The 14,375-nt window shown below is 65.2% G+C and carries 13 protein-coding genes; all 13 read right to left on the bottom strand.

Features of this window, described 5'->3' with window-relative positions; translation table 11 throughout:
• Positions 1-2: 2 nt before the first annotated feature.
• A complete protein-coding gene (locus AC1DE1_RS00625; protein WP_441602812.1) occupies positions 3-728 on the bottom strand; it encodes a hypothetical protein in 726 nt (241 codons plus the stop codon).
• Positions 725-1,354, bottom strand: coding sequence for a type II secretion system protein GspM (gene gspM / locus AC1DE1_RS00620; RefSeq protein WP_441602811.1), 630 nt, complete (start codon positions 1,352-1,354; stop codon positions 725-727). The genes AC1DE1_RS00625 and gspM overlap by 4 nt, the downstream gene beginning before the upstream one ends.
• Positions 1,351-2,511 (bottom strand): PilN domain-containing protein, encoded by a 1,161-nt coding sequence (locus AC1DE1_RS00615; RefSeq protein WP_441602810.1) that lies wholly within the window; start codon positions 2,509-2,511, stop codon positions 1,351-1,353. The genes gspM and AC1DE1_RS00615 overlap by 4 nt, the downstream gene beginning before the upstream one ends.
• Positions 2,508-3,368, bottom strand: coding sequence for a type II secretion system minor pseudopilin (locus AC1DE1_RS00610; RefSeq protein WP_441602809.1), 861 nt, complete (start codon positions 3,366-3,368; stop codon positions 2,508-2,510). The genes AC1DE1_RS00615 and AC1DE1_RS00610 overlap by 4 nt, the downstream gene beginning before the upstream one ends.
• Positions 3,365-4,048, bottom strand: coding sequence for a prepilin-type N-terminal cleavage/methylation domain-containing protein (locus AC1DE1_RS00605; RefSeq protein ID WP_441602808.1), 684 nt, complete (start codon positions 4,046-4,048; stop codon positions 3,365-3,367). The genes AC1DE1_RS00610 and AC1DE1_RS00605 overlap by 4 nt, the downstream gene beginning before the upstream one ends.
• Entirely contained in the window at positions 4,045-4,440 is a 396-nt protein-coding gene (locus AC1DE1_RS00600; protein WP_441602807.1) for a type IV pilus modification PilV family protein, read from the bottom strand. Before AC1DE1_RS00600 ends, AC1DE1_RS00605 begins: the two co-directional genes overlap by 4 nt.
• Complete coding sequence (locus tag AC1DE1_RS00595) at positions 4,437-4,928, bottom strand: GspH/FimT family pseudopilin (RefSeq protein ID WP_441602806.1); 492 nt, start codon at positions 4,926-4,928, stop codon at positions 4,437-4,439. The genes AC1DE1_RS00600 and AC1DE1_RS00595 overlap by 4 nt, the downstream gene beginning before the upstream one ends.
• 2 nt (positions 4,929-4,930) lie before the next feature.
• Entirely contained in the window at positions 4,931-5,356 is a 426-nt protein-coding gene (gene gspG / locus AC1DE1_RS00590) for a type II secretion system major pseudopilin GspG (protein WP_441602805.1), read from the bottom strand.
• 41 nt (positions 5,357-5,397) lie between these two features.
• The gene (gene gspF / locus AC1DE1_RS00585) at positions 5,398-6,615 is read right to left on the bottom strand and encodes a type II secretion system inner membrane protein GspF (RefSeq protein ID WP_441602804.1); all 1,218 of its coding nucleotides are present in this window, start codon (positions 6,613-6,615) and stop codon (positions 5,398-5,400) included.
• A gap of 162 nt (positions 6,616-6,777) precedes the next feature.
• Positions 6,778-8,511: a type II secretion system ATPase GspE gene (gene gspE / locus AC1DE1_RS00580; RefSeq protein WP_441602803.1), complete on the bottom strand. Its 1,734-nt coding sequence runs from the start codon at positions 8,509-8,511 to the stop codon at positions 6,778-6,780.
• 291 nt (positions 8,512-8,802) lie between these two features.
• Positions 8,803-8,976 (bottom strand): hypothetical protein, encoded by a 174-nt coding sequence (locus AC1DE1_RS00575; RefSeq protein WP_441602802.1) that lies wholly within the window; start codon positions 8,974-8,976, stop codon positions 8,803-8,805.
• Positions 8,977-9,109: 133 nt separating this feature from the next.
• Positions 9,110-11,779: an ESPR-type extended signal peptide-containing protein gene (locus tag AC1DE1_RS00570; protein WP_477178828.1), complete on the bottom strand. Its 2,670-nt coding sequence runs from the start codon at positions 11,777-11,779 to the stop codon at positions 9,110-9,112.
• Positions 11,780-11,976: 197 nt separating this feature from the next.
• Positions 11,977-13,938 (bottom strand): S8 family serine peptidase, encoded by a 1,962-nt coding sequence (locus AC1DE1_RS00565; RefSeq protein ID WP_441602800.1) that lies wholly within the window; start codon positions 13,936-13,938, stop codon positions 11,977-11,979.
• Positions 13,939-14,375: the final 437 nt, after the last annotated feature.

Genomic DNA, 14,375 nt, shown 5'->3' with positions numbered 1-14,375 from the left:
CTTTAATGGGCTCCCTGGGGGGGCGCCGCCTGCTGTTGGGCGCGGCGCTTCTGGATGGCTTCTTTCAACAGACGAATACGGTCGGCCTGCGCGTCCACCCCGTTGGGCGACTGCAAGGCAGGATTGGGCGTATTCGTTGGGTTGGCGGTATTGAACATCGGTCCGCTTTGCGGTGCCGGCACCGGGCCGACGGCCATGCCCGGTTGCGGTGGCGGGGCCGGCGGCGCATTGCCGTCGGCCTTGGGCATGTCGATCGGCGCACCGGCCGGCAATTGCAGTTCGGTGCGGCCAGTGCCCGATTCGAACACGGCCGAGCGCGGCTTCAGATCGACCAGGCGCCAGCTGCCATCGGGCAGCGCATCCCCCTGGCGCACGCGCACTTCGTGCTCGCCGCTCTTGTCGCGCAGCAAAGCCATGTGCAGCGGCGGGGTGAGGATGATGCCGGTGAGCTGCATGTCGCCCAGGCTCGCGCCACCGGCGGCGGCATGCATCGTCGGTTTGCGGTCGTTGCTGAAGAGCGGCTGTGTCCACACGGCGGAGAACTGCGCCAGTGGCACGGGCGGCGGCAGGCCCTGGTCGTGCGTCGGTGGCAGAGGCGCCGCCGGGCGCTGGGCGCCCCAGGACACGCCGCGTCCCACACCGGCCAGCAAGACCAGCAGCAGCGCACCGAACAGCACGGCCACCGTGCCGAGCACAGGCGTCAGGCGACGTTGGGCGGCGGCGTTCATGGCGCGGCTCCCTGCGTGTCGCCGTTCGTCGCGCGTGGCTGGCGCACATAGCCGGACAAGGTGAATTGCACTTCCAACGGCGCCGCGGCTTGCTGCATCGCCGCCACCGGATTGCGGTAGATGCTCAGGTCATCGACGAACAGGTACGGCGTGCCCTGCTCCAGATCGTGCAGCGTTTCGGCCAGCGGCTGCACATCGCAGCGCAGGGTGATGCTCACCGCCACCTTGCGATACGGCTCGTCCGGCGCGGCGGGTGGATTGGTCACCGGCATTTTCTGCGTGACATCGCACGAACCGCCCTGCGGATGCGCGGCCACCGCATCGACCACGCGCTGCATCAAACCGGCAGCGGCGGCGTTCGGATCATCTTCCGGCAGGAAGGCGTGACTGGCGGCCTGCCCTGCGCCCATCGCGGCGATGCGTTGCTGCAGCTGCGGCTTCTCGGCGATGGCGGCGGCATAGCGCGCATGCGTGTCGCGCAGGTCGTCCATCTCCGCGTGGATCGATTGCAGCGGCGCGACGAACCACCAGTGCAGCAGCGCGAAGTACGCGACCACCAACACGACCAGCAGCAACAGCACCGCCGCGATGCGGCTTTCGCGCGGCTTGAGCGTCGTCATCTTCATGGTGCGCTCCCTGAAGCCGCCGGCGCCTTGGGCTTGGCATCGTTGGGCTTGCGCAGCTGCGCCACCATGTAGAAGCGCTCCTTGCCCGTCGAAGGGTCGACCTGGATGGTGCCCTGGAAGTTCGCATCGGTGATGACGGGTGAGCCCTTGAGTGCATCCACCAGACGCGCCGCCTGTGGGCTCTGGCCCTGGAAACCGACCTGCCCGCTATTGTCGATGCTCAAACGCTCCAGCCACGCCGTGGTGGGCAGTCGCTGGCTGATGTCCTGCAAGACGCCGAGCGCCGATACCGTGCGCTTCTTGCGTTCGGCAAGAAAACCGGCAGCGCCGGCGTTGTCCTGCAATTGCTGACGCAGTCCGGCCACCTGCTGCGCATCCGCGCGCATCGCTTCCACTTCGCCGCGCATCTGGTCCAGTGCGCTGGCGCGGTTATGCAGGAACTGCACTAGCGACAGCAGCAACAGCACCATCGCTGCAGCACCCAGCGCAAAATTCAGTCGTTGCCGCGGATGCTTGCGGCGCAGGGCGAGTTCCGCCGGCAGCAGGTTCGCGCCCAGGCGATCCGCGCCGAACGACACATCCACGGCATCCACCTGCAAACCCGAGGCGGCGAGTTTGGCCAGTACGGGATCCAGCGCCTGGCGCGGCACCACGACGAGTTCTGCGGCGAAACGCCCCGGCGGTGCGGGTGCGCGTATTTCGCGCACGTCGTAGCGCACTTGTTCGACGCGGAACGGCGTTTGCCGATCCATCTCGAAGGCGCCGATCTGGGTGAGATTGTCGCGCGCCGCCAGCGGCAGGTTCAGGCGCGGACGAAGGACATGGGTGGGATCCAGGCATAGCGCCATGCGCAGGTCTTCGGCATCGATGCCGCGCAACGCATCGGCCAAGGCCACCTGCTGACTGGCGGGATCGAGCTGGCTGCTCCAGCTCGCCAGCACTTGACTGCTGCCAGCTTTGCGCACCGTCCATTCGTCGCCTTCCAGCTGGAGCAGATACCAGGCCAGGCCGCCGCCAAAGCGGCTGTGCCAGGATGCTGGCAACAGCCCCTGCAGCTCACTGCCCCACCACGCAAAAAAGCGCGGCATGGGCGAGCCACGCCACGCACGACGTGCGCGATCGAACTGCAACTGCAGCGGCTGCGTTGTCGTATTCACTCGCCCTCTCCCTCCTGCCAACGCAGCACGGTATACGGCAATGCGCCCGGGCGTATGCCCTGTAATCGCACCGTGGCGCGCAGGATCGCGCGCGTACCGTCAGCCAGCGTGGCCTCCGCACGAATACTATCCGTTACTCCCTGTATAGCGACCAGGCCCGGCTGTTGCGGACCAGCGCCACGGGACGCGGCTATGGCCTGGGCCTGCTGCGGCGTCATTCCGGGCACGGCGGCCAGGGCCAGCGCCGGCGCGGTCTGCGGATCGGGCGAGGGCCGGCCCGACCACAGCGTGACCTGCGAGGCCACCGCGCGATACGTCTTGGGAGTCATGCCCAGCACCATCTGCAACTCCTCGACGGTGCCAAACGGCCCGTGCCGGGGACCGTAGTCCAGCCCGGCATTGGCATAGGCGGCATTGGGCACCGTGCCCGCGGGTGTATAGGAAAAGCTGCGCCAGTCCACGATATTGCGGGCCAGTGATTGCGCGTCCATGTCGGACATGCCGGCGGCACGAAAGAAGTTCTGCAGCACATCCGGCGTGGCGGCGTTGAGATCGACCTTGCCGGTCTCGCTGATGATGCTGATGATCACCTTGGCGCCATCGAACGCAAACGGATAGTTGCGGCCATCCGGCACCCAGCGCTGGTCCTGCTGCGGATCCTGCAAGGCATAGATGGCGCGCATCACCCCCGCTTCCGCCGCGTAGTGCGCCTGGGTCTGCGCAAACTGATAGCGCGCCTGCAGGCCTTCGGTGCGCGCCAACATCGCATAGCCGCCGACCAGGATGGCCAGCAGCGTGCACGCCCACAGCACCACCAGCAGGGCCACACCGCGCTGGCGCTGCAAGGCCGCGTTCATTGCGTGCTCCGGCGCTGCAGGCCCTGCAGCAGATCCACGGCCTGTCCCTGCACTGCGGTCACGTCGACGCGGATCGGCGCATCGAGCAAAGGCCACGTAGTCGTGCCATCCAGCTGCAGGGCGACGCGCACGATGCGCGGCATGGCGCGCGTGTCATCCCACTCGTCGCTCCACTGCCCGGCGCGATCCTGCGCATCGGCCGAGCGATAACTGAATTTGCCGCCGCGGATGTGATCCACCAGCACTTCAGGATCGCCCACCGGCTTGGGTGCGCTGCCATCGGGCGGCATGACCGCAAAGCTCGCTTCCAGCCGCGAGGTGCCGTCGCGGTTATCCACCAGCTTCAGCTGCTGCAATTGCGGCCCCAGCTTGCCGAGATAACCGGGCAGCGGCGCGACAAATTTGAGCTCTCGCGCATCGCCCTTGAAGTAAAGCGGATCGCCCTTGTCGGTGTGCGCCAGCGGCACGGCGCGCGCCTGCGCCAGTTCACGCCTGAGGAATTGCTGTGCCGAGCGCACTTCGTCCATGCGTTCGATCGACGCCTCGCCGGAGCGCACGGTATGCGTGGCCGTGCGCACACCGGAATAGACACCCAGCAGCAGGATGGCGAACAGCGCCAATGCGCCAAGCACCTCCAGCAGGGTGAAGCCGCGTGCACGATGGACGGCGTGATGCTTCATGAGGTCCTCGCCGGACCGAGCACACGCAAAGTGCTGAAATGCGCCGAACGCGGGTGCACCGATGGTCCCCAGATCACATCCAGGTCGAGCTTCAGCACGCGTACGGGCATGTTCTGACCAACCGGCGCCTGACTCCACGGCGTCACCACCAGGCGCCAGCGATAGTTCGCGTCGAAGCGACCTTCGGTGCTACCCGCTTGCAGAGGCGTGGTGATGTCCACGGTATCGAGCATTGAGCGCGCCCACATCGCGGCCTGGCTGTGGTCGTCCGCATTGCGGGTGAGCTGGATGGAGCCGCCCGCCACTTTCAGCAAGGCCGTAAATGCAATCGCGAGCAGCAAGGTCGCCGCCACGACTTCGAGCAGGCTGAAGCCGCGCGCGTGCCGCTTCATCGCTTTGCACTCACGTCAGCGACGCTGACGGCACCGGTGAGCCACGACACATTCACGCGCCACTGGCGCCGCTCGCGCTGCAGCGTGATGTGGCCGCCGGTGGAACTGCCATCGGGGAAGAAGCGGATGCGGCCGGTGTAACTGTTGACCTGGTCTTCCTTCGCGCTGGTGATCCCTAGGCGCATTCCCGAGGGAAGGCGCACGCTGGGACCGTTGTCTGCGCGATAGGTGTTATCGCGTGTATCGACATCGAAGGTGTGTTCGTTGCCGTGCACGATGGCCTGCGTGCGCACACCGCGCAGCGCAGCGGCGAGTTCACCGCTCGCGGCGTTGACGCGCGCACTGGCCAGGCCCTGCGTCACCGACACCGCGACGGCGGCCGCCGCGATGCCGATCAGCAGAATCACGGCCAGCATTTCGAGCAGGGTAAAGCCACGCGCCGCACCCGAAGTGCAGTGGGTTGACGTGCGTGGCGATATCCCTCGCATGCTTACTGCCAGTTGCCCACGTCAGCGCTGTAGCCATCGCCGCCGGGCTTGCCGTCCTGGCCGTAGAAGATCAAGTCGAAGGCACCGTGATCACCGGGGGCCTTGTAGCCAAACTCATGGCCCCACGGATCGTGCAACTCCGACTCCTTCGCATACGGCCCCTGCCAGTTGCGCGCGTTGGCCGGCTTCACCATCAGGTCCTGCAGCTGCTGCGGCGGGGCGCCGTTGTCGAGCGCATAGTTCTCGATCTTCTGGCTGAGCGTGGTGAGCTGGGCCTTGCCCGCGCCGTACTTGCCCTTGTCGACGTTCTTGCCGACCTGGGTCACCACCACCGCGCCGATGATGCCGATCAGCACGATCACCGCCAGCATTTCCAGCAGGGTGAAACCGCGCGCTGCCGTATGACGGCCGAAAGTCCTTTGTCGCATGGGGTACCTCATCGTGGTTCGAAAGCAGCTCTAGAAAGGGATTACTGGATATGGCTGGTCAGATCGAGCATCGGCAGCAGGATGGCCGCCATGATGAAGGCCACCATCACCGTCATCACGATGGTGAGCGCGGGCACCAGCGCCGCCAGCAGGCGGTCGATGGCGCGGCGGCTTTCCAGCTCGAAGGTGTCGGCCACCTTGAGCAGCATGGTGTCGAGCTGGCCGGCTTCTTCGCCCACCTGCACCATCTGCAAGGCAAGACGCGGGAAGCGCTGCGCCTGGGCGAGCGCAAACGACAAGCCGGCGCCTTCCTTCACCTGCTCGGAGGCCTGCGCCAGTGCCAGATCCAAGGCCTTGTTGCCGGTGACCTGGCGGGCAATGCCGAGCGAGGTCAGCAGGGGCACGCCGTTCTTGAGCAAGGTGCCGAGGGTGCGGGCGATGCGTGCCGTCTCCACTTTGAGCAGCAGCGGGCCGACCAGCTTCATGGTGAGCAGGCGCGTGTGCCACGCCAGCTTCGCCGCCGGATCGCGCAAGCGCGAGCGGGCAATCAGTACGCCGAGAATCAACAGGATCAGCAGCGCCCACCACCAGCTCTGCAAGGTGTTGCCGATCGCGAGCACCACCTGGGTGATCAACGGAATCGGCACCTGCATGTCGTCGAAGATGGGTACGAACTGCGGCACCACATAGGCGAGCAACAACAGCAGCGAGCCGAGCACACCGACCATCAGGAAGGCCGGATAGATCAACGCGTTGATGATGCTGCCGCGCAGCTGCTGCGAGCGCTCCAGATAGTCGGCGAGGCGACGCAGGGTGTCTTCCAGCGAACCGCCCGCTTCACCGGCACGCACCAGGCTGATGTAGAGCTTGGGGAACACGCTGTGCTCATCATCCAGTGCCTGCGACAACGGCGTGCCGCCGCGCACGCGGTCGCGCACGCGCTCGATCAGCTGCTTGGCGCTGGCGCCTTCGGGCAGATCCATCAGGATGCCGAGCGCGCGATCCAGCGGTTGGCCGGCGCCGAGCAAAGTGGCCAATTGGTGGGTGAACTGCGCCAGCTGATCGCCGGTGAAGGCGCCGCGCTTGAACCAGCCGGCCATACCGCCGCTGGCGGCGCCGCTGTCGGCGGCGCGCGCATCGAGCGGCGTGTGGCCTTGGTCCTGCAGACGGCTCACCACCTCGTCGAGGCTGGCCGCTTCCATCTGGCCTTGCAGCATTTCGCCGGCGGCGCTAACGGCGCGGTAGCGGAATTGGGTCATGCGACTAACCTCCTCTCCCCGTCGGGGAGAGGATTGAGGTGAGGGGCGGGTGCTCGCGATAGAGCAGCAACAGGCGTGGTCACACTTAGCCGCGTTTCCGCGAGCACCCGCCCCTCACCCCAGCCCTCTTCCCGCAGGGGAGAGGGAGCAAGTGCAATCGCGTCAGCCTTCCTGCGTAACACGCAACACCTCCTCAAGCGTGGTAACGCCCGCTACCGCCTTGGCGATCCCATCCTCGTACATGGTGCGCATGCCCTCGCTGCGCGCGAGGCGTTCAATCTCGCCTGCATCGGCGCGCTGCATCACCAGCCGGCGCAGCGGATCGGTCATCACCAGGAACTCCATGATGGCGCGACGGCCGCGATAGCCGGTGGGATTGGTCGTGCTGGTGCCGGGTTTCCACAAACGAATCGGGCGTTCGTTGGTGTACTTGTGCAACTCGAACTGCTCAATGACTTCGGGCAGCGCGTCATAAGGGATGGCGGTCTCCGGATCCAGTCGGCGCACCAGGCGCTGCGCCAGAATGCCGTTGACGGTGGAACCCAGGAGGTAATCCTCCACGCCCATGTCCAAGAGACGGGTGATGCCACCGGCGGCGCTGTTGGTGTGCAGCGTGGAGAGCACCAAGTGACCGGTGAGCGCCGACTGGATCGCGATGCGACACGTCTCCAGATCGCGCATTTCGCCGATCATGATCACGTCCGGATCCTGGCGCACGATCGAGCGCAAAGCCCCAGCAAAATCCAGCCCGATCTGCGGCTTCACCTGGATCTGGTTGATGCCTTCGATCTGGTATTCCACCGGATCTTCGACCGTGATGATCTTCACGTCGGGCGTGTTGATCTGCGACAGCGCCGTGTACAGCGTGGTGGTCTTGCCCGAACCGGTGGGACCAGTGACCAGCAGGATGCCGTGCGGCCGCTCCAGCACATCGACGAAACGCTGCTGGAAGTTGTCGGTAAAGCCCAGCGACGCAAAATCGAACACCACCGATTCGCGGTCGAGAATACGCATCACCACCGATTCGCCAAAACTGGTCGGCACGGTGGACACGCGCAGGTCCAGCTCCTTGCCCTGCACGCGCAACTGGATGCGCCCATCCTGCGGCAGGCGGCGTTCGGCGATATTGAGCTTGGCCATGATCTTCACGCGCGAAATCACCGCGGCAGTGGAGCTCGATGGCGGCGCTTCCACTTCATGCAGCACACCGTCAATGCGATAACGCACCTTCAGGCGATTTTCGAACGGCTCGATATGCACGTCCGAGGCGCGCTGTTCGACCGCGCGCTGAAGAATAAGATTGACCAGGCGGATCACCGGCGCCTCGGAGGCAAGATCGCGCAAATGCTCCACGTCGTCTTCCACGGCGGCACTGCCGTCGAGGTTCTCCACAATGGTGCCCATCGCCGAGCGACCGGTGCCGTAGTAGCGCTCGATCAGGTCGTCGATCTCCGAGCGCAGGCCAATGCGCATCGCCACCGGCCGACCGGCCGCCAGCTGGATGGCCTGCAGCGGATACGGATCAGCGGGGTCGGAGACGACCAGGCCTAGCCCGTCCTCGCCCACCCGGACAGGCACGACATGCTGCTGCTTGAGGAAGCGTGCGGACACGTCGAGCTCGGCCGGGGGCATATCAGGCGCGTCGCGGGCCGCCAGCAAGGGAATCGCGAGCAATTCGGACCAGGCCTCAGCCAGATCGCGCTCCGAGACCAGGCCCAGCCGGGCCATCAAGCCCGTGAGCGTGCCATCGGGCGACTCTTCGTGAAGACGGCGCGCACGGACGAGATCCGACTCCTTCAGCCGCCCACGGGAGACCAGCAGCGAACAGACCGCTACCTCGCGGCCTTCCGTTGCCGCACCCTCCGCGTTGGCCGCCGGCTTAGCGACTGCCGACATGCATCACCCCGTTTCAAGACTGGTTCCAACCCGGACGTCGCCCCCAACGGCACCGGAGGCGCATTGTTAACACACCCGCCTATACGCGCGCGAGCACGGTTTCTCACCTCGGCTCACTGGTTCGGACCACACCGCGCGGCCAGTGTTCCGCGATTCATGCAAAGGACGGGCAGCGCCAATGGGCACGGCTGCGAGGTACCGGCTCGATCGCCGATTCGCAAGAACTCACCGCCACGCCGGGTGCAAAACGGCAGCGCGGGGTGGTGGATGGCGACGGCAGCGATGACCTGGCTAGCGTCGACCCTTGCGCCATCGCGGGGAGCGCCCGGTTTCTTTCATCACGGGACGCCAGAACATGCAGGCGACGGCCAGGACCATGCCCTCGGCCAGCGAACCCGCCAACTCGGTACGCACCGTCGTTTCTCGCCAGACGATCGCCGTCGCCAGCAAGACGGGCGCAGCCATGGCAAGTCCCTTCAAAGTCGTGACAAGACACAACATGGCGGCTCCTTGGTTCCAAGCGCGGGCATCGCCCTGAGGCGCGACGACACCCAGCCAGGCAGCCGGCGTCAGTCGAACGCCGGCTGCCTGCCCCTCACTACCAACCGAAGCTCACGCCCACGGTGCCGCTGGATTCGCCGCCGCCCGCGATGGAGCCGCCGAGCAGCACGGCACCGTTGCCCGGTAGACGATGCGAGTAGCCCACGGCGAGTGCACTCTGTCCGCTATAGCCGCCCACCGCTGCACTGACGCGATTCTCGGTATTGGGTGCGGCGGCGATCGCGCCCGCCATGCCGGCCATGGCGCTCCCCATCGCACCGACGCGATCCAATCGCGTGTTGACAGTGTGGAACTGCTGGTTCACCTGGTCACGGAAGGCGTTGAAATCGCCGGTGGTGGTGAATCCGGTCAGCTTGGTATCGGTATAGGCCTTGGCCGATCTCAGCGTGTTCTGGTCGCCGGCATCGGCATAGGTCTTGGCGGTGACCAGGGCTTCCTGCACCTGCCCAAGGTTTGCCGCGTCGGTCTTTTGCACGCCCGCTGCTACATTGGTGACTTGCCGCTCATGACCCACCGAACCCACGGATACCGAGTTGTCGCGCGTGGCCACTGAGTTGCTGCCCAGCGCCACGGCATTGGTCGCCTTGGCTTGCGCGCTGCTGCCGATGGCCGTGCTGTTGGCACCGGATGCGAGGGCCGATGCGCCGCCGGCGGTGGCGTTGTTTCCGCTCGCCGTGGGCGCGGCAGCGTTGGTTCCGCTGACCTGAAACATGCCGGCCTGGCCGGTGCTCAGGTTGCTGACGTTGGCGATGGTGGCTTCCACCTTGCCCACGCGCGTGCCGAGCTTGTCCACCGCTTGATTGGTAGCGAATAGCTGGCCGCCGTTGACGGCGTCGGTACTGCCGTTGCCCAGCGTGCCATTGGCCAGGTTGGTGACGACGGTGCCGCTTGCGCCACCGAGCGCCACGGTGGACTTGCCTGCATCGCCGTACATCACGGCGCCGGCCAACGCGTTATTGGCGCTGGCGACAACGCTGTTTAGCTGCGACATGTTGACGGCGTCCGTGGCGCCCATGCCTGCAGCCACGTTGGTGATGCGACGCTCGCCGCCCATCGTGCCCACGGATACCGTATTGGCCTGATCCGACACCGAATAGGCGCCCAGGGCAACGCTGTTTGCCGCCTTCGCCACCGCGTTTACACCGATCGCCACGCTGTTCGCTGCATTGGCAAAAGCGTTGTAGCCCATGGCCGTGGCGTAAGTGGCATTGGTGCCGGCGCCACTGCCAAACGCCGACGAGCCGATGCCCTGAGCCACGGCGTTGCTGCCCATGGCGGTGCTGTTGTTGTCAAAAGCCGCGCTGCCGGCGCCGACTGCGGTGCTTTCAATGGCCGCAGAGACGCTGTTGGGGCCGACAGCCACACTGTCCTCGCCCACTGCCGACGCGTTCACGCCGATGGCTTGAGCGCGATTTGCCCATGCCTGGGAGGAAGCGCCCACAGCCATCGCGTCACTCACATCGCCTATCTTGCTGGCGCCGTCGAGAGTACCGGCCGAAGCGTTGTTGCCAATGGCAAGATTGCGCTTGCCGTCCCCACCGTCGGCCCGGGCGCCAGTGCCCATGGCCTGGTCCAGGTCCGATGAAGCCAGCGCACCGTGACCCACAGCCAAGCTGCCGGCCCCACCGGCGATGCTGGCGTCACCGATTGCCACGCCGTAGGCGGTACCCGAATCCGGGGCATTGGCAAAACTGTAGCGACCAATGGCGACACTGCCGGCACCGTTGGCCTGGGCCTGATAGCCAATGGCAACGGCACCACCGGCCTCGGGGGCACCGAGCAAATTGGCACCTCCCGCATAAGCCTCCACACCCAACGCCATGCTGTTGTTCAATTCCGCCCGCGCGCCTTTGCCCAGCGCGACACTCTGCGCACCTAACGAGCTCGTACCCATACCGAGTGCCATCGAGTTAGTGCCCACCGAATGACTGTTGGTGCCGAGCGCTACGCTGTCGTCACCGTCACCGATGGCACGGAAACCCTGGGCAATCGCACGGGCCCCGTTGGCCGCCGTGTTGACACCCAGCGCGAGGCTGCTGACGCCATTGGCGTACGCGCCATAGCCCATCGCCGAGGCAAAGTCCGCATTGGTGCTTGCGCCGCTACCGATGGCGGACGCGCCCTTGCCCTGCGCCACTGCCTTCGCACCCAAGGCCATGCTGTTGTCGTCGTAGGCCACACTGCCCGCACCCAAGGCGGTGCTCTCGCTGCCATCGGCAAGGCTATGGGAACCCACCGCGCTACTGCGAGCGCCAGCAGCCGTGCTGTTGGTACCGACGGCCATGCTCTCTTCACCGCCCGCCTCCGATTGATAGCCAGCGGCAACGCTATTGATGGCGTTTGCTTTGGCCATGGCACCAACGGCCAGTGCGTGCGTGGCCGTCGCGGCCGCATCTTCGCTGCCGTCGGTGGCGCCATTGGCATCGATGAGATGACCGGCGACGTCCGTGTTGCCGCTAGCGTGCATATCGATATTCGCAACGTGCGTGGGACTGCTGCTGGCTAGGATGGTCTCGTACCCGACCTTCTCTTGGGGGGCATCACCGGCCGTTGCGGACATCGTCGCCAGCAGCAACGCGACGCCTATCGACGGGATCACACCCGATACCTGCCTTGAACCGGTTGTGCCGTTTCGCTTTGCCAACTCCGATACAACGATCAGCTTGCCGAGAGACCGATTCCAGACCTTGCTGTAGATCTTGTTCATTCAACTGCTCCTGATGGGAGCGGCATGGAACTCGCCCTATGACGTGCCAGCGGCGGGACGAATTCCATGTCGTCCGTCTATGTAGTGATGCGCAGAGCCGCGCGCGCAAACCGCGCACGCAAGTGCCGCACAAGATGGTTCGTTCGATGGGGTGTGACGGCTGCGCAGCTCCTGGCGACGCAGCTGCCTGCGTTGTGTCAGGGTTTGTAGCTGGCCTGCACGCTCACTCCGCGATAGGCCTTCACGCCAACCACGCGCAGGTAGTAAGTGGTCGCTTTCGGGACGCTCCTGACGATCACCGATTCGGCGTTGCCCACGTGCACCGAGGACGCATCGAATGACGTCGCCGCCGGCAAGGCTCCTGCCTTCACGTAGAGCGAGACGTCGCCGGTGCCACCTGCGGTACGCATCACCAGCGCGCGTGCGCCAGCGGGAACGTCGATCTTGTAGAAGGCCTCGCTATCCCCATCGCCCTGTTGGCCGGTGAGCGCCACACCGTTCTGAAGCACCTTGGTTTCCGGCGGCGGAGCCGCTTTGCCAACGGCAGCAAACACGGCTGCCTTGGCATCAAGAATGCCCGCACCGAAGGTCTTGAGTGGATCGGGGGCGAAGTGCGGCTTGTGCGCGGTCTTTTTCAGAATGCTGAGCACGTCATCGGGCGAAAGCAGCGGCAATCCAGCGGCCAGGCGCGCGGACTGCATCAAGGCCACGGTGCCGGCCACATGCGGGGTCGCCTGCGACGTACCGGCCATTCCGCCGTATATATCGCCGGCAGGACTTGCCACCGGCGTGGTGTCTCCGCTGTTGAGCGCTTGCCAGGCGAAGCCTTCGGGGTTGAGTTTGGTGCCGGATGCATCCTCGTTCGCAAAGACACCGCCGCCGAAAGCAGCGAGCGCGATGGTGCTGTTGGTGGGAGTGTTGTAGTTGGAGTAGAACGCCAGGCGGCTACCCACACCGATCGACGCCACGCTGATGACACCGGGGCAGCTGGCCGGCGTAAATTCCTCCGCGGGAGCGTCGGAGTTTCCGGCGGCAACCACCACCGCAGTGCCGTTCGCCCGTGCCCTGGCGATGGCCTTCCCGTAAATGCTGGCAGCAGTACACCTACCCCCGCCACCCAAACTCATGTTGATGACTTGAGCGGGATGCTTGTTGTCGGGCACGCCGTCCACATGTCCGCCCGACGCCCAGACGATGGCGTCGGCGATGTCGCTGTCATAGCCACCGCAATGGCCGAGTACACGCACCGGCAACACCTTGGCCTTGTATGCAATGCCCGCCAGACCGATGCCGTTGTTGGTGATCTCCGCGCCGGTAGCGCTGGCGACGTGGGTGCCATGCCAGGAACTGTCATCCCCGTCATCGCCGGGGGAAAGGCAGGCGTCGTCACCCGATGCGTACGGCGCACCCTTGGTCCAGTCACCCAGATCCCAGCCACCTGCCGCACGGCCATCCGTGCCGCGACCGGACATGAAACCGTCGACGATGAAGTCGTAGCCGTCGCCCGCCGACGAAGTGTCGACGTCGGCGTGTTTGACGATACCGGTATCCAACACCGCGATGGTCACACCGGTACCGTCGGCCAGATTCCACGCGCCTGTGATATTTGCGCCACCCCAATTGGCCACACTATTCCCGGCCGCGGTTGGCATACCGTCGCCGGGCAGATAATCCGTCTGATATTTGTCAAACAGCTTGTCGTTGGGAACGAACGCCGCGGGCGCCTTGATGCCGATAGCATGTCGCAGCACGTCGGGCTGCACATAGGCAACCGTGGGATCGGCAGCGATCGCCTGCATGAAAGCGGCAGCTTCGTTTGAGTTCAATTTGCGCGATGTGGTGATGACATGCGCGCCGATGGCCACGGTGCGCTTGTAGGCCACCTTGGGCGCGTGGATGGAAAGCGAAGACTGCGACCTGGCAGCGCGAGCCATGGCTACCGCGGCAGCCTGGCCTGCCGCTACCGGCGCAGTCGGCGTGTCATCGCGATAACGGACGATAAAACGGTTGTAGGTACCGTTGTTTGCCAGCGAGCTGGTATTGATCCGTGCTGAAGCGTCGTTAACGGATGCCGCGCTTTGAGCATGAACCGTCACGCTGAACGAAAGTGCGACGGCAACGGCGGCAGCCAAAGCACTTCGGATGGTGGTGCATTCCATGAATTGAAACCTCCCTGATGATGTCGATGCCGCCTTTCGGCAGCCGGCCTTGCCTCCACTCAAGCTCACGGTTGCCGGCACTGCGAAAGGCAACCAATCCGTTCTTTTGCGGAGACCAAACAACTATCGACGGGCGATCAGGAGACGAACAATCGAATTAGGCGCGCGCAGCTCGCTGCATTTGTCGCCACCCATAGTCAGATTTATCCGATACGGACGCGCATTGCCGCACCGCAGGGAAGCGGGCCTCTGGTGTGCTTCTGGCCGGCCCGATTCTGCTTTCGACGTCATCTTGCTGCGTCCTCATGACGAGGAAACTCCGGAGTAATGCCCTGCTTCCAGATTTTGGCCACGTAACCTGAAGTGCGCGCCGTAGGCGACCAGTGCCGCGAAATGCTGGATGCAATGAGGCGCACATTTCAGCGACGGAGCCAATG

It is taken from the genome of Dyella sp. 05T440 (assembly GCF_056395965.1).
This window is presented reverse-complemented; position numbering and strand designations above follow the sequence as displayed.

Bases quoted from the DNA above. Each gene is read 5' to 3' on its own strand.
- AC1DE1_RS00625 (WP_441602812.1), bottom strand. From the start codon at position 728: ATGAACGCCGCCGCCCAACGTCGCCTGACGCCTGTGCTCGGCACGGTG.
- gspM (WP_441602811.1), bottom strand. From the start codon at position 1,354: ATGAAGATGACGACGCTCAAGCCGCGCGAAAGCCGCATCGCGGCGGTG.
- AC1DE1_RS00610 (WP_441602809.1), bottom strand. From the start codon at position 3,368: ATGAACGCGGCCTTGCAGCGCCAGCGCGGTGTGGCCCTGCTGGTGGTG.
- AC1DE1_RS00605 (WP_441602808.1), bottom strand. From the start codon at position 4,048: ATGAAGCATCACGCCGTCCATCGTGCACGCGGCTTCACCCTGCTGGAG.
- AC1DE1_RS00600 (WP_441602807.1), bottom strand. From the start codon at position 4,440: ATGAAGCGGCACGCGCGCGGCTTCAGCCTGCTCGAAGTCGTGGCGGCG.
- AC1DE1_RS00595 (WP_441602806.1), bottom strand. From the start codon at position 4,928: ATGCGAGGGATATCGCCACGCACGTCAACCCACTGCACTTCGGGTGCG.
- gspG (WP_441602805.1), bottom strand. From the start codon at position 5,356: ATGCGACAAAGGACTTTCGGCCGTCATACGGCAGCGCGCGGTTTCACC.
- gspF (WP_441602804.1), bottom strand. From the start codon at position 6,615: ATGACCCAATTCCGCTACCGCGCCGTTAGCGCCGCCGGCGAAATGCTG.
- gspE (WP_441602803.1), bottom strand. From the start codon at position 8,511: ATGTCGGCAGTCGCTAAGCCGGCGGCCAACGCGGAGGGTGCGGCAACG.
- AC1DE1_RS00575 (WP_441602802.1), bottom strand. From the start codon at position 8,976: ATGGCTGCGCCCGTCTTGCTGGCGACGGCGATCGTCTGGCGAGAAACG.
- AC1DE1_RS00570 (WP_477178828.1), bottom strand. From the start codon at position 11,779: ATGAACAAGATCTACAGCAAGGTCTGGAATCGGTCTCTCGGCAAGCTG.
- AC1DE1_RS00565 (WP_441602800.1), bottom strand. From the start codon at position 13,938: ATGGAATGCACCACCATCCGAAGTGCTTTGGCTGCCGCCGTTGCCGTC.